This window comes from Rhodospirillaceae bacterium, from assembly GCA_028819475.1.
Classification (GTDB): domain Bacteria; phylum Pseudomonadota; class Alphaproteobacteria; order Bin65; family Bin65; genus Bin65.
In genome coordinates this window covers 71,210-91,910 of the sequence record JAPPLJ010000050.1, presented here as the reverse complement: position 1 = coordinate 91,910, position 20,701 = coordinate 71,210, and the positions used below count along the sequence as shown (strand labels likewise).

16 protein-coding genes are annotated in these 20,701 nt (G+C 69.1%); all 16 read right to left on the bottom strand.

What is annotated here, in order from left to right; genetic code table 11:
• Positions 1–32: 32 nt before the first annotated feature.
• Entirely contained in the window at positions 33–857 is an 825-nt protein-coding gene (locus OXM58_14900; protein MDE0149658.1) for an alpha/beta hydrolase, read from the bottom strand.
• Between the two features lie 211 nt (positions 858–1,068).
• Positions 1,069–2,406: a Xaa-Pro peptidase family protein gene (locus OXM58_14895; GenBank protein MDE0149657.1), complete on the bottom strand. Its 1,338-nt coding sequence runs from the start codon at positions 2,404–2,406 to the stop codon at positions 1,069–1,071.
• A 101-nt stretch (positions 2,407–2,507) separates the two neighbouring features.
• Positions 2,508–2,915 (bottom strand): response regulator, encoded by a 408-nt coding sequence (locus tag OXM58_14890; protein MDE0149656.1) that lies wholly within the window; start codon positions 2,913–2,915, stop codon positions 2,508–2,510.
• Positions 2,916–2,999: 84 nt separating this feature from the next.
• The gene (locus tag OXM58_14885; protein MDE0149655.1) at positions 3,000–5,339 is read right to left on the bottom strand and encodes a xanthine dehydrogenase family protein molybdopterin-binding subunit; all 2,340 of its coding nucleotides are present in this window, start codon (positions 5,337–5,339) and stop codon (positions 3,000–3,002) included.
• 267 nt (positions 5,340–5,606) lie between these two features.
• Positions 5,607–6,338 (bottom strand): DUF3800 domain-containing protein, encoded by a 732-nt coding sequence (locus OXM58_14880; GenBank protein ID MDE0149654.1) that lies wholly within the window; start codon positions 6,336–6,338, stop codon positions 5,607–5,609.
• A gap of 283 nt (positions 6,339–6,621) precedes the next feature.
• A complete protein-coding gene (locus OXM58_14875; protein MDE0149653.1) occupies positions 6,622–7,815 on the bottom strand; it encodes an amidohydrolase family protein in 1,194 nt (397 codons plus the stop codon).
• Between the two features lie 273 nt (positions 7,816–8,088).
• On the bottom strand, positions 8,089–8,673 hold the full coding sequence (locus OXM58_14870; GenBank protein MDE0149652.1) for an amino acid synthesis family protein: 585 nt from the start codon (positions 8,671–8,673) through the stop codon (positions 8,089–8,091).
• Between the two features lie 29 nt (positions 8,674–8,702).
• Positions 8,703–9,416, bottom strand: coding sequence for an ABC transporter ATP-binding protein (locus tag OXM58_14865; protein ID MDE0149651.1), 714 nt, complete (start codon positions 9,414–9,416; stop codon positions 8,703–8,705).
• Entirely contained in the window at positions 9,413–10,174 is a 762-nt protein-coding gene (locus OXM58_14860) for an ABC transporter ATP-binding protein (GenBank protein MDE0149650.1), read from the bottom strand. Before OXM58_14860 ends, OXM58_14865 begins: the two co-directional genes overlap by 4 nt.
• Positions 10,171–12,105 carry an ABC transporter permease gene (locus OXM58_14855; GenBank protein MDE0149649.1) on the bottom strand — a complete coding sequence of 645 codons (1,935 nt, stop codon included), beginning with the start codon at positions 12,103–12,105 and terminating at the stop codon, positions 10,171–10,173. Before OXM58_14855 ends, OXM58_14860 begins: the two co-directional genes overlap by 4 nt.
• 127 nt (positions 12,106–12,232) lie before the next feature.
• Positions 12,233–13,447, bottom strand: coding sequence for an ABC transporter substrate-binding protein (locus OXM58_14850; GenBank protein MDE0149648.1), 1,215 nt, complete (start codon positions 13,445–13,447; stop codon positions 12,233–12,235).
• An 80-nt stretch (positions 13,448–13,527) separates the two neighbouring features.
• Entirely contained in the window at positions 13,528–14,574 is a 1,047-nt protein-coding gene (locus OXM58_14845; GenBank protein MDE0149647.1) for an aromatic ring-hydroxylating dioxygenase subunit alpha, read from the bottom strand.
• Positions 14,571–15,497: a UPF0280 family protein gene (locus OXM58_14840; protein ID MDE0149646.1), complete on the bottom strand. Its 927-nt coding sequence runs from the start codon at positions 15,495–15,497 to the stop codon at positions 14,571–14,573. Before OXM58_14840 ends, OXM58_14845 begins: the two co-directional genes overlap by 4 nt.
• Positions 15,498–15,502: 5 nt before the next feature.
• A complete protein-coding gene (locus OXM58_14835; GenBank protein ID MDE0149645.1) occupies positions 15,503–16,990 on the bottom strand; it encodes a 6-hydroxynicotinate reductase in 1,488 nt (495 codons plus the stop codon).
• On the bottom strand, positions 16,983–19,748 hold the full coding sequence (locus OXM58_14830) for a molybdopterin-dependent oxidoreductase (protein ID MDE0149644.1): 2,766 nt from the start codon (positions 19,746–19,748) through the stop codon (positions 16,983–16,985). The genes OXM58_14835 and OXM58_14830 overlap by 8 nt, the downstream gene beginning before the upstream one ends.
• Positions 19,745–20,617, bottom strand: coding sequence for an FAD binding domain-containing protein (locus OXM58_14825; GenBank protein ID MDE0149643.1), 873 nt, complete (start codon positions 20,615–20,617; stop codon positions 19,745–19,747). Before OXM58_14825 ends, OXM58_14830 begins: the two co-directional genes overlap by 4 nt.
• Positions 20,618–20,701 lie beyond the last annotated feature (84 nt).

Here is a 20,701-nt window from a genome sequence, read left to right as displayed (position 1 = left end):
CTGGACCTGAAGCCGGCCGCCGAACCGCCGGTTCAGAGGCCGAGCCGCCGGCGGATAACGCCGACATAGTCGCCGGGCCGGGTAACGTAGGGGAAATGGCCGCCCCAGTCGAAGGTATGGACGTGGGCGCCGGGATAGCGCTCGACGACGCCGTGGCGGACAGGCACGGCCACCAGCTGGTCGTCGTCGGACTGCAGAATCGTCAGCCGCTCAGGCGCGACGGCCGCCACCGGAATATCCGTGACCCGCGACAGAGCCAGCAGGCGGGCCTTGAAGGCGCGGCCGCTGAAGCTGTTCGCCAGTTCGTCGGCCAGGAACCGCTTGATCGCCGCCATTTCCGGCCGCGGTTCCGGCCATTGTTCCAAGCTCCGGGTTACGGCGGATTTGAGCGCTGCGCCCGGCGTGCGCAGCACCTCGGCCTCGGACGGAAACCCGGCCGCCCCGATCGCTTCGGCCGCGGCGATCGAGTTGGCGACGAACAGGTGGCCGACCCGGTCCGGATGGCGCGCACCGATCGCTTGGGTCAGCATGCCGCCGAGCGACGAGCCGAGGACATGGGCCCGGCCGGCGCCGAGCCGGTCGAGCAGCGCGACCGCGCCGTCGGCGATGCGCAGAAAGTCGCCGATCATCGGATAGGTGACGGAAATCACCCGAATGTCCGGGGCGAGCGCCTCGATGACCTTGCGGAAGATATCGGCGTTGCCGAGCGTGCCGGGGCAGAGCAGCAGGCTCTGGCCGCCGGAAACGGCGCCGGTGTCGATGACGCGCCAGACGGCGCGGCCGACTGCAACCGGCTTCGCCGGGCAGCGCGCGCGGAAGGCGTTCGCCTCGGCGATATAATCGGGTTCGACGCTCATGGGGGCCTCCTCGGCAGGGCGGACGCCCGCGCCCCGGCGCGGGTGGCGGCAACTCAGCCCGTTTTACGTTGAGGGGATGTCCCGCACTCGACGGAACGATGTCGCAATTCCCGTCCCTTGATACGCCGCGGAGCGTGTCCCGAGTGCAGGCGAGGGTTTGAAACCCTCCCCTACGATGCATGTCCGGCGGCATACGGCCTCCGTCGGCCAGTCAGGAAAGCTGCGGGTCCGGCTTGGGTATGGAAATCGGGTCGTAGCCGGTCTCGGTGATCACGACCTGCTCTTCGAGCTTGATGCCCTCCCGGCCGCCGACCCTGCCGGTATAGCTCTCGACGCAGACGACCATGCCAGGCTCGAACACGCCGTCGTAGCCCGATTTGTCGAAATCCTGCGGATAGGGAATGGCCGGCCACTCGTCGCACAGGCCGACGCCGTGGATCAGCACGCCGTAGCGCCGGGGCAGGCAATCCTCGGGGAGCAACCGCGCCTTCTCGACGAATTCGCGGAAGCCGAGGCCGGGCCTAAGCAGGTCCGTATTGTACTGCACCTGCTCCTGCGCGATGGCGTAGAGCGCGCGCTGCTCGTCGTCGCCCCGGTCGTCGCCGCACAGCCAGGTTCGCGAAATATCGGCGCAATAGCCGTAGGGACCGACCAGATCGGTGTCGAAACCAACGACATCACCGGCCCGGATGGCGTAGCCGCTGCATTCCTGGAACCACGGGTTGGTGCGCGGCCCGGCCGCGAGCAGGCAGGTCTCGATCCATTCCGATCCCCGGCTGACCGCGGCGTTCCAGAACGCGCCCCACAGTTCCAGTTCGGTCATGCCGGGTTGCAGCGCCGCCCTTGCGTCGTCGAGCGCGTCCAGGCAGGCCGCCATGGCCCGGCGCATCGCCTTGATCTCTTCGGCGGACTTGATGCTGCGCGCCGTTTCGATGATCGGCTGGGCATCGACCACCTCGAGATTGAGGCCTTCGAGGGCGTGGATGCCGGCCGGCGGGCCGTGGTCGAGCGCCAGCCGGCGGTTGCCGCCGCCATGGCCGTCGATCAGGTCGGCGATCTCGGCCGACCATTTGCGGTAGACCTCGGGCAGCCGGCTGCCGGCATGGAAAAAATAGGGGCCGGTCGCGGGCCGGATCTCGTCGATCGCGACCGAATGGGCGCTCAGATGCCGGAAACCCTTGTATTCGAACAGGACGACCGGCCCTTCGGTCGCGACGAAGGCGTAGCGGGCCGCGTTGTGCGTGATCCAGACCTGCATATTGGTCGAATCGGTGAGGTAGCGCACGTTGAGCGGGTCGAACAGCAGCATCCCGGCGACGTCGGCCCGGCGCATCTCCGCGCGGACCCGTTCGACCCGGTAGCGCTGCATGGCCGGCAGGTCCGGCGCATCGAGGCCGCGCGCCGTCCAGTCGGCCTCGACCGCTTCGCCGTAACCGATCAGGTAGCGGTTCAGCTTGCCCGCCTCATCCATCTGCCGGGCTTCGCGCTCGGCGAGCGACGGGGCGCCTGCTTCGGCACCGGGCGAACGGGGATAGGCGGGTCGATTCATCGGCGGGCTCCGCGGAAAAGGGCGCGGTTCATGTCATTTTTTCCGCACGCCGGCAAGCGGAAATCGGCGCGCGGCGGCGGCCGGCCGGCATATCCGCCGGGTCAGGCGGCGCCGGTATCGCCCGTTTCCATTTCGCGCTCGTTCAGAACCGAGGCGACAATTTCAAGCAGTGCATTGGCACGAAACGGTTTTTCCAGAATCCGGTCGGCGCCGAGAGCCTGCGCCCGGCGCAGGCCTGTCAGCGAATCGAGCTGTTCGCCGCCGCCGGAAATGACGACGATCCGGGGCCGCGGCACTTCCGCGGACAGCGCCCGGAGGATGTCGATGCCGTCGGTCTCCGGCATCGTCAGGTCGGTAATGACCAGATCCGGCCGGGCGGAGCGGAACAGTTTGAGGCCGGCATCGCCTGCGCCGGCCGAGGCGACATCGTATCCGCCGCTTTCCAGAAGATCGCCGATCGCCGCCCGCAGCAGATCGTCATCGTCGATAAGCAGGATGCGGCGTGCCATGGTCGTCCCCGGTTGGCGTGACGGCAATATCGGCAGCACCGCACCGGTTGGACATTAAATTCCCGTCACAATCCGGTGACGCCTTTAAGAACGCCCGTTCAGCAGGCGCCAGATCCGGTGCGGTGTCGCCGGCATGTCGAACCCGGCGACGCCGCATTGCTGCAGGGCGTCGGCCACGGCGTTGGCGACCGCCGGCAGCGCCCCGGTCGTTCCCGCTTCGCCGCAGCCCTTGACGCCGAGCGGATTGGTTTCCGTCGGCACCGGATGATCGCCCACGATCATGTGCTCCAGATCCGGCAGGTCCGACGCCCGCGGGATGCAGTAATCCATCAGCGAGCCGGTGAGGCACTGGCCCTCGCCGTCCAGCACCACGTCTTCCATCAGCGCCTGGCCCAGCCCCTGGGTCACGCCGCCGTGCATCTGCGCCTCGACCAGCATCGGATTGACGATCGTGCCGAAATCGCCGACCGCGACGTAGCGGTCGACGGCGAGCGCGCCGGTTTCCGGGTCCAGTTCGACCTCGCAGATATGGCAGCCGTTCGGAAAGGCCGAGGGCGGCGTGTCGACGACCAGGCCGACATCGAGGCTGTCGAGGCCTTCGCCCGGCAACGGTTCGGCTTTCATGCGCGCAGCAAGGTCGTGCAGCGCGATGGTCCGGTCCGTGCCCGCGACCCGGAACTGCCCGCCGCCGAACTCGATATCGGCAACCGCCGCTTCGAGAAAATGCGCCGCCGCCGTCCGGCCCTTTTCGACGACCGCGTCGGCCGCCTCGACCGCGGCCTTGCCGCTTGCCATGAGCGAGCGCGAGCCGCCCGAACCGCCGCCGTGGAGCAAGGCGTCGCTGTCGCCCTGCAGCAGCCCGATCCGGTCGTAGGATACGCCGAGCCTTTCGCCGAGCACCTGGGCATAGGTGCCTTCGTGGCCCTGGCCGTAATCCTTGGTGCCGGTGATGAAGGTGATCCGGCCGTCCGCCCCGAACCGGATGCCGCCCATCTCCCTGCCGGGCGGCGCGGTCGCTTCGAGATAGCTGGCAACGCCGAGGCCGCGGACCAGGCCACGCGCGTCGCTGTCCGCCCTGCGCGCCGCGAAACCGGCCGCGTCGGCAGCCGCCAGCGCCTGGTCCAGCACGGCCTCGAATTCGCCTTCGCGATAGACCTGGCCGGAAACCGCCGTGTAGGGCAACTCGTCGGGCCGGAGCAGGTTCAGGCGGCGGAATTCCGCCGGGTCCCTGCCGGTCTCCCGCGCCGCCGTGTCGACCAGCCGGTCGGTGAACAGGTTGCCGTCCGGCCGCCCGGCGCCGCGATAGGCGGCGACGGGATTCTGGTTGGTCAGCACGCAGCGCATGTTCACGAAAGCCGCCGGAATGCGATAGAGCGACGCGCCGTTCTTGAGGATGTTGGTCGAACCGGGCAGCGGGCCGACGCCGGAGACGAAGGCGCCCATGTTGGCAACGCCGGTGAGCCGCATGGCGAGGATGCGGCCGTCCGCGTCCAGCGCGAGTTCGCCGTCGACATGGATGTCGCGGCCGGCGGCGTCGCCGAGGAAACTGTCGGAGCGGTCGTCGCGCCAGCGCACCGGGCGGCCGGTCAGCCGGGCGGCGGCCAGGCACAGTACATGCTCCGGATAGGCGCCGCCCTTCATGCCGAAGGAGCCGCCGACATCCTCCATCAGGACCCGGACGTCGCCGGATTCTCCGCCGAGCAGATGGGCCAGGGTCCGGGACAGGCCGAACGCGCCCTGCCCGCCGGTGTGCAACGTGTAGCGGCCGGTTTCGCCGTCCCAGACCGCGGTGCCGCTGCGCGGCTCGATCGGGGTCGGCGCGACGCGCTGGCTGGCGATGCGCAGGCAGGTGACGTGGGCAGCCTCGGCGAAGGCCTCCTCCGTTGCCGCTTCATCGCCGCCCGCCCAGTCGAGGGCGAGATTTCCGGGAACGCTGTCGTGCAGGAGCGGCGCATCCGCTTCGAGGGCCTGCCACGGATCGAGCAGAACGGGCAGCGGCTCGATGTCGAGAATGACGGCCTCGGCCGCGTCGCGCGCCTGCTCCGGCGTATCGGCGACGACGAAAGCGACGGGTTCGCCGGCGAAGCGGACCCGGCCGTGCGCGAGGGCATGGCGGATCGGCACGGCGATGGCTTCGCCATTGCGGCCCTTGATGGGCAGCCGGCACGGGATCGGCCGGCAGCCGAATTCGATCAGGTCTTCGGCGCGCAGAACGAGCCGGACGCCCGGCATGGCCGCGGCGGCACCGGTATCGAGCCGGCGGATATCCCCGTGGGCTTCCGGCGCGCGCAGGACATGGCCGGCGAGCGCGCCCGCGATCCGGACATCGTCGGCATAGCGGCCGCGGCCGGTCAGCAGGCGGCGATCTTCCTTGCGGGGCGCCCGGTCGCCGATGCCGTAATGCCGTTCTCCGCCGCCGTCCATGATGTCCGCTCCCTGCCGGCAAACGAACGGCGCCCGCAAGAGCGCCGCCGTGGGGCGAACATAAGCGCTAGGGAACGGCCCGGCGAGTCATGGCCGGTGCGCCGTTTCGGTATGGCCGGGCGGTGTCCTGCGTACGGGCCGCCTGGCCGAATTTGCTTGCGAGCGTTGCGGCCGGTGACTATATATCGGCCAAAGGATTGGGAATTTCCCGGTCGACAGAAGGGTCCTGGAACTTCCGGGGCCCTTTTGTTTTCCGGCCTCGGGCGTTCACGGCAGTTGAGCCAATCCGCCGATCTTCGGTCGGACGATCTCGAAGGCGCGGTTGGGCTGGTCCGGGCGCAGGTGCGACAGCGCGATGGGCCGCGCCGTCAAGTCTGCGAGTTGCAGGCCGACGGAGTTCGCCGCCTTCGGGACGAACACCGGCTGGAAATCGAACAGCCCGAAATCCTGCCGGCCGGGGCCGGAGCCGCTGTCGTTGGCAGCGATCCGGCGAAACTCCAGTTCGAGCTCCCGGTCCTCCTTCCTGCCGCGGCTCTCGAAGATGACGTGAACCGTCCTGCCGTGCTGCCTCTCCTCGCTTAACATGGTGTGCAGCTGCTCCATGCAGAAATGAAGTGCGATCCGGTAGGGATTTTGGGTGTCGGCATATCTCGCGTGCAGGCCGGTCTTATCGATGACAGCCGCGAATATCGTCACGGGTGCCGCTTCGACCAGGCTGTTGAGATCGCTATAGAACCGTTCGCGCAATGCCCTGTCGGTCAGCAAGATCGCGAACGGCCCCTTACTCTTGCGGATATCATGTTCGTGCAGGACGACCGCATCGTGCCCCCAGATGCCAAACTTGAAACGCTGAACGGCGGGAACGACGTCGGCGATGTAGTCGGCCTTGCGCAGGGCGCAGAAGACAAGCGCAAAAACCGGGTATTGTGGATCGATGGCGACAAGCCCGTGATCGCCGCTCTCGTCCGCGTAGACCACGAATTCCGAGAAATCCGACAATACGCCCCCGCTATCCCCTCGTCACTCGCAACGATTACCAACCTAACCAGTGATTGTCGGTCGGGATAGCCGCCGGAAGGAGATGCGCGCGCCCGTGCGCGAAACATGCCCCCGACCGACGTCTACGCCCGTACAAGTCGCTCCCAGGTCACGCCAAGCGCGAACCACGGCCTCCGGCAACCACCCACGCGTCGGCTCTGAACGCCGGATCGGATCCCGCGCGACACACGGTCGAAACGGGCGTGCTGCGGAGCGGGCGCCAGCCCCCCGCCCGGCGCCTCCCCTACCCCGCCACCTCCGGCAACGTCGTGGCCGGCGGGGTGTTGCGCGAGCGGCCGCAGCGCACGGCGCCGTCGACGATCACCATGCCGACGCCCGGCACGTCGCCCATGCGCACCGATTCGAGGATCGTCGCGCCGGCCGAGTGCTGCGCCTTGTCCATGATGACGAAGTCGGCGGCGCGGCCCTCCTCGATCAGGCCGACGTCGAGATCGCGCATGCGCGCCGTGTTGCCGGTGGCGAAGCAGAACACGATCTCCGCCGGCACCTCGCCGATGCTCGACAGCATCGCGATCAGGCGCAGGATGCCGAGCGGCTGCACGCCCGAGCCGGCCGGCGAATCGGTGCCGAGGATGATGCGCTCGGGCTGGCCCAGCTCCATGGTCGTGCGCATGGCGTAGAGGGCGGCCAGCTCGTTGCCGTTGTGGACGATCTCGACGGCGCGGCTGCACTGCTCGCACAGGCAGCGGATCTGGTCGAGCGGCAGCGCGGTGTGGCCGCCGTTGATATGGCCGATCACGTCGGCGTCAGCTTCGAGCACGACGTCCTTGTCGATCAGGCCGGAGCCGGGGATCGACGGGCCGCCGGTGTGGATCGTGCTCTGGATGCCGTATTTGCGCGCCCAGGCGACCATCTGCTTGGCTTCCTCGCCCTGCTTGACGCCGCCCAGGCCGACCTCGCCGAGCAGTTTGACGCCGTTGCGCGCCATCTCGGCGAAATCCTCTTCCTCCATGCCTTTCTCGATCACCGGCGCGCCGGCATGGACCTTCATGCCGGCCGGGCGCATGGCGTCGAAGGCGCGCTGGGCGGTCACGGCGAGCGCCTTGAGGCCGACGATATCCTTTGGCCGGCCCGGCAGATGGACCTCGCCGGCCGAGATCATCGTGGTGACGCCGCCGTTGAGGAAGCTGTCGATCCAGTTGAACTGGTTCTGGCGCGGCGTCCAGTCGCCGAATACGGGATGGACGTGGCTGTCGATCAGGCCGGGCGCCAGCGTCGTGCCCTTGGCGTCGATGACGGTGTCGGCCCCGGCGGTATTCAGGTCGCCTTCCGTGCCGAAACTGTCGATCCGGCCGTCCACGGCCACGATGCAGTCGGCATCCAGGATCGGCTGCGCCAGGTCGCCGGACAGCATCATCCCGATATTGCGGACGACCGTCTTGCCCTTCGGCGGCGCGGTGGAAACGGTGAGGCTCATGGCATGTTTCCCTGTTCCGGGCGAACTCCATCGCGTTCGATTCGTAGTCCATCGCCGGCGCGGCGCTCCGGCCGGAATCCCCCTCCCCTTGGGGGAGGGGTTAGGGGAGGGGTTGTCTGCCGGCGCGCAGGAGCCCGAATTCGGCGCCGCGATATCGTCCGCGGACCCCTCCCCCTGACCCCCTCCCCCAAGGGGAGGGGGGAATATGTTATCGGGCGATCGGGTGCGAAGCGCATGGCGGGTCTTCCGATTGTCGATTCGCAGATTCGCACGTTACCGCAGCCCGTCCTCGCCGACGGCCTCGTCGACGGTCAGGCCGCCGACCCGGGGCAGCGGACGGCCGCTGTCGGTTACGGCGACGGCGACCAGGATTTCGTCGGCTGCCGGTGCATCGGGAATCCGGACCTCGATGCCGTCGAAATGGCTGCGGACATAGGCGGCGTCCTTGTGGCCGAGCGGCACGTCGAGCGGCGTGCCCGGTCCGCCCCGTTTCTTGGACGACGGCACCAGCGCGGCGCCCTTCTCGACCGCCTTGCGCAGCGGCGCGCCGAGCCGCGGGTGCAGAATCGCGGCGGCGTGCTCCAGCTCGCCGCGCTCGCCGACCACCGCCGCCTTGCCGTAGCTTTCCGCCGCCGACGGATCGATACCAAGCACGCCGACCGCCTTGTCGCCCAGATAGCCGCCCAGCTCCGCGCCGATCTCCATCAGCGGTTCGAGATCCTCGACATATTCGCCGGCGAAGGGGTTGACGATCACGGCGATGGCAACGGCGCGGCGGGTCGGCGGGTCGATCGCCCGGCCCATCTCCTTGCGGGTGTCCTCGACCAACACCATGGTCTTGCGGATATCGGCTTTCATGGCGGTTCCTCCTCCCCGTTCCGCACGGGTCAAACGGTCAGATAGGTGTTGCGTACTTCCGCATCGGCGGCAAGCGCGTCCATCCCGCCTTCGTAGCGGATGCGCCCCTTCTCGACGATGTAGGCGCGGTCGCTCACGGCGGTCGCGAAATGGAGATTCTGCTCCGACAGCAGGATCGACAGCCCCTCGGCCTTGAGCGCCTGGATCGTCGCGGCCATCTGGTCGACGATCACCGGCGCCAGGCCCTCGGACGGCTCATCGAGCAGCAGGACCTTCGGATTGCCCATCAGGGTGCGCGCCACGGTGAGCATCTGCTGCTCGCCGCCGCTCATCCGGCCGGCCGGCCGGGTGCGCATCTCGGCCAGGTTCGGGAACATCCCGAACAGCCGTTCCGGCGTCCAGGCCGGCGCGCCGGCCCGCTCCGGCTGGCGGCCGACCTCGAGATTCTCCATCACGGTGAGATCGCCGAAAATGCGCCGGTCCTCCGGCACATAGCCCATACCGGCCCGGGCGATGACATGGGGCTCCCGGCCTGTGATGTCCGCGCCTTCCAGCATGACCCGGCCCGCGCGCATCGGGACCAGCCCCATGACCGATTTCAGGGTGGTCGTCTTGCCCGCGCCGTTGCGGCCGAGCAGCACGACGACCTCGCCGTCGTTGAGGACGAACGACAGGTCGGCCAGGATATGCGCGCCGCCGTAATAGGTGTGCAGGTCGCGGGCTTCGAGGACCGTTTCCGTCATGGCGCGCCCTCTGCAACGGCGCTGCCGAGATAGATTTCGCGCACCTGCTCGTTGGCGCGCACCGCCTCCGGCGCGCCCTCGGCGATCAGCTCGCCCCGGTTCAGCACCATGATCCGGTGGGCGTGGGCAAAGACGACATCCATGTCGTGTTCGGTGAACAGCACGCCGATATTGCGTTCCGCGACGATCTCGTCGGCCAGGCGCATCAGTTCGACCCGCTCGCGCGGCGCCATGCCGGCGGTCGGCTCGTCCATCAGCAGCAGGTCCGGATCGTTGGCGAGCGCGATCGCCAGTTCGACCCGCTTGAGATCGCCATAGGCGAGCACCGAACAGGCGCGGTCTCCCTGCTCCGCCATGCCGACCCGCTCCAGCAGTGCGTCGGCCTGCGCGACCTCGGTCTCCGCCGCCGGCCGCCAGAGTCTGCGGCTCGCATGGCGATGGCTGATCAGCGCCATCTGGACGTTCTCGCGCACGGTCATGGAAGAGAAGGTGGCGGTGATCTGGAACGTGCGGCCGACGCCGAGCCGCCAGATGCGGTGCGGCGGCAGGCCGGCAATGTCCCGGCCCTTGAGCCGGATGGCGCCGCGGTCCGGCCGGATCTGGCCCATCAGCATGTTGAAACAGGTCGTCTTGCCCGCCCCGTTCGGCCCGATCATGGCAAGCAGTTCGCCCGGTTCGACCGCGAAGGAGACCTCCTGGACCGCGCGCACGCCGCCGAACGCCTTGGACAGGCCGCTGACTTCGAGCAGCGCCGTCATGCCGGCGCGCCCCGCCCGCCTGCCCCGGATCCCGATCCGGGGTCTGCCCCGGACCCCGATCCGGGGGCGGCCAGGCCGAGCCGGCGCGCCAGCCAGGTATCGCCCAACCCGGCCAGGCCGTCGGGCAGCAGCAGCACCAGAGCGATGATCGTCGCGCCGAGCAGGAAGCGCCAGTAGCTCAGCTCGCTGAACAGGTCGTTGAGCCAGGTCAGCGCCGTCGCGCCAACGATCGGCCCGGTGAGCGAATGCACTCCGCCGAGCAGGACCATCAGCAGGGCGTCGAACGAGCGCGCGATTTCCATCGAGGTGGGAAAGACGCTGCCCTTGGAGTAGACGAACAGCGCCCCGGCGAGACCGGCGAACGCGCCGGAAATCGTGAAGGCGATCCACTGGTGGCGCTTGATGTCGATGCCGATGGCGGCGGCGCGCAGCGCCGAATCGCGGCCGGCGCGCAACGTGTAGCCGAACGGTGCGAACAGCATCCGGCGCATGGCCAGGATGCCGGCGACGGTAAAGCCGATCGTCAGATAGTAGTAGGCGATGCGCGAACTCGCCCAGTCGGACGGCCAGGTGCCGAGGATGCCGTCGTCGCCGCCGGTGACTTCGCCCCACTGGAAGACGATGGACCAGGCGATCTGGGCGAAGGCCAGGGTCAGCATGGCGAAGTAGACCCCGGTCAGCCGCACGCAGAACCAGCCGAACAGGATCGCCAGCAGCGCAGCGCCGGCGGGCGCGGCCCAGAAGGCGATCTCCATCGGCGCGTCGGCGAACTTGACCAGCAGCGCCGCCGCATAGGCGCCGCCGCCGAAGAAGGCGGCGTGGCCGAACGAGACCATGCCGCCCGGCCCCATGATGAAATGCAGGGCGACGGCAAACAGCACGAAGATCATGATCTCGATCGTCAGTACGAGCGAGAAATCGCCGACGACGGATGGAACGACCAGGTGCGCCACCGGTAGAAGCAGCAGAAACGCGAGCACGAGGGCGCCGGCGAGGCGCAGGCCCCGGCCGGCCGGGCGAAGCGGCGCCTCGGGCGCCTCGACGACGCCGTGGCCGGGAATTTCCGGCCGGCCGAGCAGGCCCCAGGGCCGGAAGATCAGGACCACCGCCATGACCAGGAACATCAGGATCAGCGTGCTGTTGGGGAAAATCTGGATGCCGAAGGTCTGGAGCAGGCCGATCAGGATGGCGGCGAGGAAGGCGCCGCCGATGCTGCCCATGCCGCCGACCACAACGACGACGAAGGCCGCCGCGATGATGTTGAAATCCATCAGCAGGTCGGCGCCGCCCTTGGGCAGCTGGATCGCCCCGCCGAGTCCGGCCAGGGCCGAGCCGAGGAACAGCACGCCGGTGAACAGCCAGCGCTGGTTGACGCCGAGGGCGGCGACCATCTGGCGGTCGAGGGTCGCCGCGCGCACGAGCGTGCCCCAGCGCGTGCGGTTGAACAGCAGCCACAGGCCGGCCAGCACGAGCGGCGAGACCGCGATCAGCACGAGATCGTATTCCGGCAGGCGCTGGCCGAGGATCGTGACCGCGCCGGTGAAACCGGGCGCGCGCGGCCCGACCAGGTCTTCCGAACCCCAGATCCACAGGGTGACGTCCTGGACGACCAGGATCACGCCGAAGGTCGCGATCAGCTGGAACAGTTCCGGCGCCCGGTAGATGCGGCGCAGCAGCAGGATTTCCATCGCCACGCCGATCAGGCCGACCGCGGCCGCGGCAAGCAGGATGGCAACCCAGAAACCGACCGCCCCGCCGCCGACCGCGGCGACCGCGGTCACGCCGATATAGGCGCCCAGCATGTAGAAGGAGCCGTGGGCGAAGTTCACGATCCGCGTGACGCCGAAGATGATCGAAAGGCCGGACGCAACGAGGAACAGCGCAGCCGCGCTGGAAAGGCCCGTCAGCAGTGTGACGATGAATTCACCCATCGCGGCGCCCGGCGTTCAGCGGAAAGAGGATGCGGCCGCCATTCGTACCCGCAGTTCGAAACCGGCGGCCGAAAACCGGAAACCGGCGGCCCCTCGCCAGAGGCCGCCGGCTTCGCGGCAGTCCCGTTTACTGCTTGCGCAGCTTCTTGGTTTCCTCGACTGACGGCAGGTAGTTCGCGCCGTCGAGATACTGCCAGCGCTCCATGGTGCCCTTGCCGTCCTTGAGCACCGTCCAGCCGACATAGGCCCCCATGGTCGACTGGTGATCCACGGCGCGGAAGGTGATCGGCCCGGTCGGGGCGTCGAAGCTGAGGCCCTTCATGGCGGCGACCATCTTGTCGGTGTCGGTCGAGCCGGCCTTCTTGAGCATGGCCTGAATCGCCAGCATGGTGTTGTAGCCCACGATCGAACCGATGCGCGGATAGTCGTTCCAGCGCGCCTGGTAGGCGGCGAGGAACTTCTTGTGCGCCGGGGTATCGATGTCCTGCCACGGATAGCCGGTGACCAGCCAGCCGACCGGCGCTTCGTCCTTCAGCGGATCGATGTATTCCGGCTCCCCGGTCAGCAGCCCGACGATCAGCTTGCCCTTGAACAGGCCGCGCGTCCGGCCTTCGCGGACGAACTTGGCGAGGTCGCCGCCGAAGGTGACGTTGTAGATCGCGTCCGGCTTCGCGGCGGCAAGCGCCTGGACCTCGGCGCCGGCGTCGATCTTGAACAGGCCCGGCCATTGCGAGCGGACGAAGGTTACGTCCGGACGGAGCTTCTTCAGCACCTTCTGGAACGCCGCCACGGCATCCTTGCCGTAGGCATAGTTCGGCGCGATGGTCGCCCAGCGCTTCGCCTCCTTGCGCTTGGCCGCCTCGGCCGCCAGCATCGCCGCCTGCATGTAGGTCGAGGGACGCAGGCGGAAAGTGTAGTTGTTGCCCTTGGCCCAGACCAGCGCGTCGGCCAGGGGCTCGGCCGCCAGATAGAGCGTCTTGCGCTGCTTGGCCCAGGAAGCCAGTGCCAGACCGATATGGGAGAACAGCGAGCCGGAAATCAGCGCGACCTTGTCCCGGGAGCGCAGTTCCTCGGCGACCTTGACGGCCTCGCCCGGCTTGCCCTGATCGTCGCGCGAAACGAAGACCAGCTTCTTGCCCAGCACGCCGCCGGCCTTGTTGATCTCCTCGATCGCCAGGGTCGCCCCGCGACGGTACGGAATCGTGTGGGCCGGCAGCCTTGTGTAGCTGTTGATGTCGCCGATCTTGATCTCGTCGGCCGCCAGCGCCGGCATCCCGGTCGCAAGAGCGCCGGAAAGGACGCCGAGGGCGACGCCTGCCGTCAGAACGTATTTCACTTTCATGAGGATTTCCTCCCTGGTTCGACGTCCCGGAAATATCGCCGGCGGGCCGGCGACCGCTCCGGTGCGTCATCTACAACACGTTATTCCGCGGCCTCCACGGCCGCGGCCTGTTCCGCCCGGAGCATCTTGTCGACGATGCGCCGGCTGCGGTTCGGACCGTTGTCGATCGCCAGCCGGACCGTCGGCTTGATCCCGGCCTCGTCCTGCGAACGCTGCACCGCCTCGAGAATGTCCCGGTCTTCCTCGAACGCCATGACGAACTGCTCGGTCATGCGTTCGGACACCGGCGCGTTTTCCGGCTCGAAGTTGCGCACCTGCATCCAGAAATAATGGGTGCTGCTTTCGGTCTCCGGGGCGAGATAGTGGCAGGAGAAGATGCGCGTGCCCTTTTCGCGCGCTTCGTCCGAATGCTTCATGCCGACCGGGCCGATCCCGAAATCGACCACATTGATCGCCGGCGGATAGAAGAAATAATACTGCCAACGATCGACATGTCCTTCGATCTTCATGAACTGCTCGAAGATCGGCACGGGCGGCCGATCCAGCGTCCAGCGGTTGACTTCGACGATGTCGCCGACCTGCTTTGTCTCGACCGGGATGTCCTCCATCTCGGCGCTGCCGAGCGACGACGGATGCACGAAGCTGACATGGGCCGGGTCGAGCAGGTTGTCGGTCAGCTGCTGATAGTGCGCCGCGACGTGGGTGTAGGGGCCGTGATTGACGCCCCAGGCCGGGTTCCGGTAGGGCGGCAGGTCGAACAGCAGCGCCTCGTCGGCTTTCTCCGGCGCGCCGGTCCAGACCCAGACCAGGCCGAGCCGTTCGGCGACCGGATAGGACGGGACCCGGATATTGCCCGGAATGAGCTTCTGACCCGGAATCTTGCGGCAGGCCCCGGTCGCGTCGAACTGCAGTCCGTGATAGCCGCATTCGATACAGTCGCCGCGCACCCGGCCCTTCGACAGGGGCAGGAACTTGTGTGCGCAGCGGTCTTCGAGCGCCCCCAGCGATCCGTCCCCGGTGCGGAACACCATGACCCGCTCGCCGAGCAGCCGCCGGCCCAGGGGACCGTCGTCCAGCTCGTCCAGCCAGGCGATCGGATACCAGGCGTTGCGCACGAATCCGCTCATGCCGCTTCGGCCCTTTCCTCGGGACCGGAAACCGGGTCGTCCGTCTCCAGGGAAACCGCCGGCGACGTTCCTGCAACAATCGCGCGGTCGCCGCACAGGCAGAGCGCGGCTGCGGCGATCAAGCCGCGGCCGGCCATCGACTGTGCCGCCGCCCGGCCCGCAGCCAGCGCCGCCGCGACTTCGGCTGCCCGGAGCGCGCCAACGTCAACGGTCACCGGCCGCGCGCCGAGGTCGCTGTCCGGATCGAGCTCACGGGCCGGAATTCGTTTGACGGCCGGACTGTCGATATCGACCGCATTGGCGATCAGCGTCGCCGCGACGTCCGCCGCGGCGGCGTTTCCGGCGAGGACGGTCACCGAATCGGCGATGCCGAGCGAAAGGCTGCGGCCGCGCCAGCCGCTGGTCGCGATCCCGCCGATCCCGTCTTCGCTGCCGATTTCCGTGACGCCGGCGGCTTCCGGCGCCTCGCCCAGCGCAACCATCCCCGTCCGGAACCGTTCGCCCGGCGCCAGATGGAGCGCGATATCGCCGCCGTTGTTGACGTAGGCGCGGGACAGGTTTCGACCCGCGATCCCCGCCGCCAGCACCTCGTCCGCAACCGCGCCGGCGACGGCCGCCATCGGCGTGACGAAGCTGCCGCCATGCGGCGCGCAGGCCGCCGCCATGCGCCGCGCCGTGCTGCCCCGCACGGCCGGCATACCGGAAATACCGGCGCGCAGCGCGGCCAGCTCGCCAACCAGTTCGCCGAGAACGGTCCGGAAGCGCGCCCAGGCCTGTTCGTGGAACGCCGCGACCTCGCCGGCCGGGCCGAAGGCTTCGAGCACCAGGTCGATCGGGCCGTGCTGGAAATGCCGGCGCCGGCCGTCGGGCAGGACGGCCCGGACCGGGCCCGGCATGGCGTTCCGTTCGGCGGGGGTCCGCATCCCGCTCATCCGTCCGCCGCCACGCCGTTCAGCGGCGCGCCGGGCCAGGGCGCCCGGTCGTGCCATTTTTCGACCCGCAGCCGGTCGGCATCGACGATGTCCCCGACCTGCCGCACGGCGTCCATATGGCCGCCCAGGGCGGCATAGTCGTCGAGCCGCAGGGTGAATTCGATCGGCGCGACGATGGCCGGCGTCGGGACGTAGCCGAAGCTGTTCTCCGGCATGGTCGTGACGTCGACCATGATCGTGATACCGCCGCCCGGCCAGACATAGACCGGCGCGCCGCCGGCGGTGACGCGGGTCAGCGCGCTGCGCACCGAGCGGGTCAGCCGCACCGGGTTCTCGGTCACCCCGGCGCGCAGCGAGCCGCCGGCTCCGGCCATGAAGGCCACCGTCGCCAGCGCCGGTTCGCAATTCTCGCCGATCCGGTCGACCACGACCGAGAGTTCGGACGGCATGGGCGCCTGCTGTGGCCGGAGTTCGTCGTCGAGGATGAAATATTCGGCGTCTTCGCCGGTCGTGCTGACCATGAGCAGCCGCTGGCCCGGCCAGGCGACCTTCGGGTTGATCGTATCGATGATGGACAGCGGGTCGGTCACGTCCGTGCCGCCCCAGCCGCTGCCCGGCTCGGCGACCTGGAAATAGCGCCCGGGTGTGGATTTGCGGCCGCGCACCCGGATGCCGGCGGGTTTCATGTCGAGGAATCGGCCGGCCTGGTGCTCGGTCAGGACGCCGGTGATATGGTCGTCGACGACGATCACTTCGTCGGCATGGCCGAACCATTGCTGCGCGAAGATGCCGATGGTCGCGGAGCCGCAGCCGACGCGCATCCGCTCCTCGTGGCGGCCACCGATGACCGGCGCCTTTCCGGCCTCCAGCGTCATCTCTTCGCCGCCGTCGATGGTGAAGCCGATTGCCTCGCCGTTCGACAGGCGCAGCATCATATCGCAGGTGACGACGCCCTCCTTCTTCGAGCCGCCGGTGAGGTGCCGGACGCCGCCGAGCGAAAGCATCTGGGAGCCGTATTCCGCCGTGGTGACGTGGCCGACCTGCTCGCCCCCGACGCGCACCGGCGCGGTTTCGGGGCCGATATAGCGGTCGGTGTCGATTTTCACCTTGAGGCCGCAGTAGCTGAAGATGCCTTCGGAGACGACCGTCACCATGTCGACGCCCTCATGCTCGCTGGCGACGATGAAGGGCGCGGGTTTGTAGTCCGGATAGGTCGTGCCGGAGCCGATGCCGGTGACGAAGGTTTCGGCGTTGGGAATCAGCGAACCGTCCCAGTCCTGGCCCTGGAAGGGCACGAGGTCGCCGTCCGCCCCGGCGCGCTGGGTGACCACGAACGGGTCCATCCGGGTCAGCACGCCGTCCACATTGCCGTAGCGATCACAGGCGCCGGTGCGCCCCTCGCGGATCCGGCACAGCACGGGGCAGGCGTCGCAGGTGACGATGCCGGACTTGTCCTTCGCGGCGGCAGCGGTTCCGTCAGGCATGGCCGGCCTCCCGGGCGGCGAGCAGGGCTTCGCGGACCCGGTGCGGCAGCGCCGGCGCATGGCGCAGACGCACGCCGGTCGCATGGTGGACCGCATTGAAGATCGCCGGCGCGGTCGGGATCAGCGCCTGCTCGCCGATCCCTTTGGCGCCGTAGGGGCCGAGCGGCTCCGGATCCTCGATCAGGATGGTGTCGATCGGCGGCACGTCGCCGAATGTCGGGATCAGGTAGTCGTGCAGGTTTTCCGTCCGGCCCGGGACAAACTCTTCCATCAGGGCGAGGCCGAGGCCCTGAGCGACGCCGCCGTGGATCTGCCCTTCCAGCAGGGTCGGGTTGATGGCGCGGCCGACATCGTGGGCCGCCACGATGCGCCGGACCTTGATGGTGCCGAGCTCGGTATCGATATCGATGACGGCCAGATGCGCGCCGAAGCCGTAGGTCGCGTAGGGCACGCCCTGGCCGTTCGCGTCGAGCGGCTTCGTCGGCGGATCGAAGGTGCCGTCGGCCGCGAGCACGTCGCCTTCGGCGTCCTGTCCCATCGCCCGGAGATCGAGGGTCCGCTCGGCGTCGCCGTCGCGCAGCACGATCCGGCCGTCGCCGATCTCGATTGCCGCCGCCGGGCCGACATTGGCGAGGCGCAGGATGTTCGCCCGCAGGGTTTCGCCGGCGATCTGGGTCGCCCGGCCGGACACGAAGGTCTGGCGCGACGCCGAGGACTTGCCGGCGTCCGCCGTCCGGTCGGTGTCGCCGGCGACGTTGGCGATCCGGTCGACCGGCACGCCGAGCGCGTCGGCAGCGATCTGGGGCATGATCGTGTTCGGCCCCTGCCCCATGTCCATCGCGCCATTGTAGAGCGTGACCTGCCCTTCGGCCGAAATGCCGAGCTTCATGGTCGACGGGTTCGACATGGAGGTGTTGCCGCAGCCGTACCACATGCCGGCGATGCCGACGCCCCGGCGCAGCGGCCCGCCGGCCCGGTCGATCCGCGCCGCTTCCGCCCGCTCCCGGTCCCAATCCGCCTGCAACGCCTCGAAACAGGCGGCGAGACCGGCGCTGTGCTCCAGCACCTGGCCGGACGAGGTTTCGTCGCCCTTGCGGATCGCGTTCTTCAGCCGGAAGGCGAGCGGATCGAGGCCGCACTGCCCGGCGAGGTCGTCCAGCAGCGCCTCGTTGGCGATCGCCGACTGGGGCACGCCGAAGCCGCGGAAGGCGCCGGACGGCGGCGCGTTGGTCAGCCAGGCGCAACTCGTGTTTTTCACATGCGGAATGACGTACGGCCCGGCCGCGTGGACCGGCACCCGGTCGGCGACCGTCGGGCCCCAGGAGGCGTAGGCCCCGGTATCGAAATCGCCGTGGAACTCGAAGGCCGTCAGCGTTCCGTCCGCCGTGCAGCCGGCGCGCGCCCGGATCGCCGCCGGATGGCGCTTGGTCGACGACGCCATGCTTTCCGGCCGCGTGTAGGTGCAGCGCACGGGCACGCCCAGCGTCCAGGCAGCCAGCGCGATCAGCGGCTGGACGGAGATGTCCAGCTTGCCGCCGAAGCCGCCGCCGCAGGCGGTCGGGACGATCCGCACCTGCTCCTCGCCGATGCCGAGGATGAGCGCGGTCTCGTCCCGGTCCATGTAGGGCGACTGGGTCGAGACGTGGATTTCGAGCCGGTCGCCGGTGCGGCGCGCCCAGCCGGCCTCCGGCTCGATATAGGCGTGTTCGACGAAGCTGGTCCGCCAGGTGCCCTCGGCGACGAAGTCCGCGTCGGTGAAGCCGCGTTCGATGTCGCCCTTGACGACCCGGCCGCGCGCCAGGACGTTGCTGTCCCGATGCCCCTGGACCAGCGCCGCCTCGGCTTCGCGCGCGGCATCGATCCCGGTAACCGGCGCTTCTTCGTGCCAGACGACCGGCAGATCCTCGTCGCGCAACGCGGCCACGGCGCCGGCGTTGCCGACCACGGCAAGCACGGCCTCGCCCCGGTAGCGCACGGTCCCGTCGGCCAGCACGGGCTGGTCCTTGCCCACCGGATAGACCCCGAAGGCGTTGTCGCCCGGAATGTCGGCAGCGGTCAGCACCGCGGCGATGCCGGGCCGGGCGGCCCGGAAAGCCTCCAAGTCGCCGATCTCGAACCGGCCCCGCGCGATCGGCGAACGCAGGACGCGCAGGGTGAGCGCATCCGGCGGTGCGAAGTCCGCGCCGAACACCTCGTCGCCGGTGAGCTTTTGCGCGCCGTCCAGCCGTTCGATCCGGGCGCCGACCGCCGCACCGGTCCCGGATACGATTTCGGGCGGGGCGCAGTCCTGCGATCCGGCAACGTCCAGCACGGCCTCGACGATCTTGCGATAGCCGGTGCAGCGGCACAGCACGCCGCCCAGCGCGTCGGCGGCTTCCTGTTCGCTCGGCGCCGGGTTGCGGTCGAGCAGGTCGCGCGCCGCCATCAGCATGCCCGGCGTGCAGATGCCGCACTGGGCCGCGCCGTGGCGCAGGAAGGCCGCCTGGAGATCGGACAGCGCGCCGTCCCGCGCCAGCCCTTCGACGGTCGTCACGTCGCGCCCGGCGGCCTGGGCGACCGCCACCATGCAGGAACAGACCTGTTCGCCGTCCAGCAGCACGGTGCAGGCGCCGCAGTCGCCGGCGTCGCAGCCGACCTTGGTGCCGGTCAGGCCGAGTTCGCTGCGCAGGGCGTCCGCGAGCCGGGTCGCCGGCGGGCTGCGCAGGGCCGTCTGTTCGCCGTTGACGGTCAGCGTCGTCGAAGCTGCGGCAATGTTCATGCCGCCTCTCCCATCCGCCGGCCCATGTCCGACAGGCCGCGGCGCAGCATGGTCACGGTGGCGTCGAGCCGGTATCCGGCCGAGCCGCGCACGTCGTCGATCGGCGACAGGACCGTTTCGACCGCTTCGGCGGAAACCACTTCGCCCAGCCTGCCGTCTAGCGGGCGGCCCTCGAGAACGGCCTCCAGCGCCGGCAGCCGCCGCGTCACCGGCGAGCAGGCGCCGACCGCAATCCGGACATCGCCGACCATACCGCCGTCCGGCACCAGGACGATGCCGATCATGACGATGGAAATGACGAGATAGCGCCGCGCGCCGAGCTTCAGGAAGACGCTGGCTGCGGCAGCCGGCAGTTTGGGCACGAGTACGGCGGTGACGATTTCGCCCGGCCCCAGCGCCGTCGTCCGGTTGCCGGTCAGGAATTCCGTCACCGGCAGCCGCCGTACGCCGGCGGCGGCCGAGAGTTCGACCTCGGCCTCCAGCGCCGCCAGGTTGGGGGCGCCGTCGGCCGCCGGCGAGGCGTTGCACAGATTGCCGGCGATCGTCCCGGCATTCTGGATCTGGACGCCGCCGACCTCGCGCGCCGCGTCCTTGAGGCCGTCGAAACAGGCCGGCAAACTGGCCCGGATCAGGTCCGTCCAGGTCGTGAGCGCGCCGATGCGCCACCGGTCGCCCGCGTCGGCGATGCCGCGCAGGGCCGCGATACCGGTCAGGTCGAGCAGGTCGTCGTCGAGCGGCCGGCCGACCCGGCCGGGATAATAGTCGGTGCCGCCGGCCAGCACGGTCAGCGGCGCGCGCTGCAACGCGTCCAGCGCGTCCAGCGCGTCCAGCGCGTCGTCCAGATTGTCCGGCCGCAGATACACCGACATCCCCGTTCCCGTCCGCTCGAATCCGCCGCTCTTACCGGCGGCTGAAATTGTTTGTATACGAACGAATTTTTCCGATCATATCGA

What these genes read in the sequence shown, in the direction of transcription:
- OXM58_14900 (MDE0149658.1), bottom strand. Translation starts at nt 857, where the DNA reads ATGAGCGTCGAACCCGATTATATCGCCGAGGCGAACGCCTTCCGCGCG.
- OXM58_14895 (MDE0149657.1), bottom strand. Translation starts at nt 2,406, where the DNA reads ATGAATCGACCCGCCTATCCCCGTTCGCCCGGTGCCGAAGCAGGCGCC.
- OXM58_14890 (MDE0149656.1), bottom strand. Translation starts at nt 2,915, where the DNA reads ATGGCACGCCGCATCCTGCTTATCGACGATGACGATCTGCTGCGGGCG.
- OXM58_14885 (MDE0149655.1), bottom strand. Translation starts at nt 5,339, where the DNA reads ATGGACGGCGGCGGAGAACGGCATTACGGCATCGGCGACCGGGCGCCC.
- OXM58_14875 (MDE0149653.1), bottom strand. Translation starts at nt 7,815, where the DNA reads ATGAGCCTCACCGTTTCCACCGCGCCGCCGAAGGGCAAGACGGTCGTC.
- OXM58_14870 (MDE0149652.1), bottom strand. Translation starts at nt 8,673, where the DNA reads ATGAAAGCCGATATCCGCAAGACCATGGTGTTGGTCGAGGACACCCGC.
- OXM58_14865 (MDE0149651.1), bottom strand. Translation starts at nt 9,416, where the DNA reads ATGACGGAAACGGTCCTCGAAGCCCGCGACCTGCACACCTATTACGGC.
- OXM58_14860 (MDE0149650.1), bottom strand. Translation starts at nt 10,174, where the DNA reads ATGACGGCGCTGCTCGAAGTCAGCGGCCTGTCCAAGGCGTTCGGCGGC.
- OXM58_14855 (MDE0149649.1), bottom strand. Translation starts at nt 12,105, where the DNA reads ATGGGTGAATTCATCGTCACACTGCTGACGGGCCTTTCCAGCGCGGCT.
- OXM58_14850 (MDE0149648.1), bottom strand. Translation starts at nt 13,447, where the DNA reads ATGAAAGTGAAATACGTTCTGACGGCAGGCGTCGCCCTCGGCGTCCTT.
- OXM58_14845 (MDE0149647.1), bottom strand. Translation starts at nt 14,574, where the DNA reads ATGAGCGGATTCGTGCGCAACGCCTGGTATCCGATCGCCTGGCTGGAC.
- OXM58_14840 (MDE0149646.1), bottom strand. Translation starts at nt 15,497, where the DNA reads ATGCGGACCCCCGCCGAACGGAACGCCATGCCGGGCCCGGTCCGGGCC.
- OXM58_14835 (MDE0149645.1), bottom strand. Translation starts at nt 16,990, where the DNA reads ATGCCTGACGGAACCGCTGCCGCCGCGAAGGACAAGTCCGGCATCGTC.
- OXM58_14830 (MDE0149644.1), bottom strand. Translation starts at nt 19,748, where the DNA reads ATGAACATTGCCGCAGCTTCGACGACGCTGACCGTCAACGGCGAACAG.
- OXM58_14825 (MDE0149643.1), bottom strand. Translation starts at nt 20,617, where the DNA reads ATGTCGGTGTATCTGCGGCCGGACAATCTGGACGACGCGCTGGACGCG.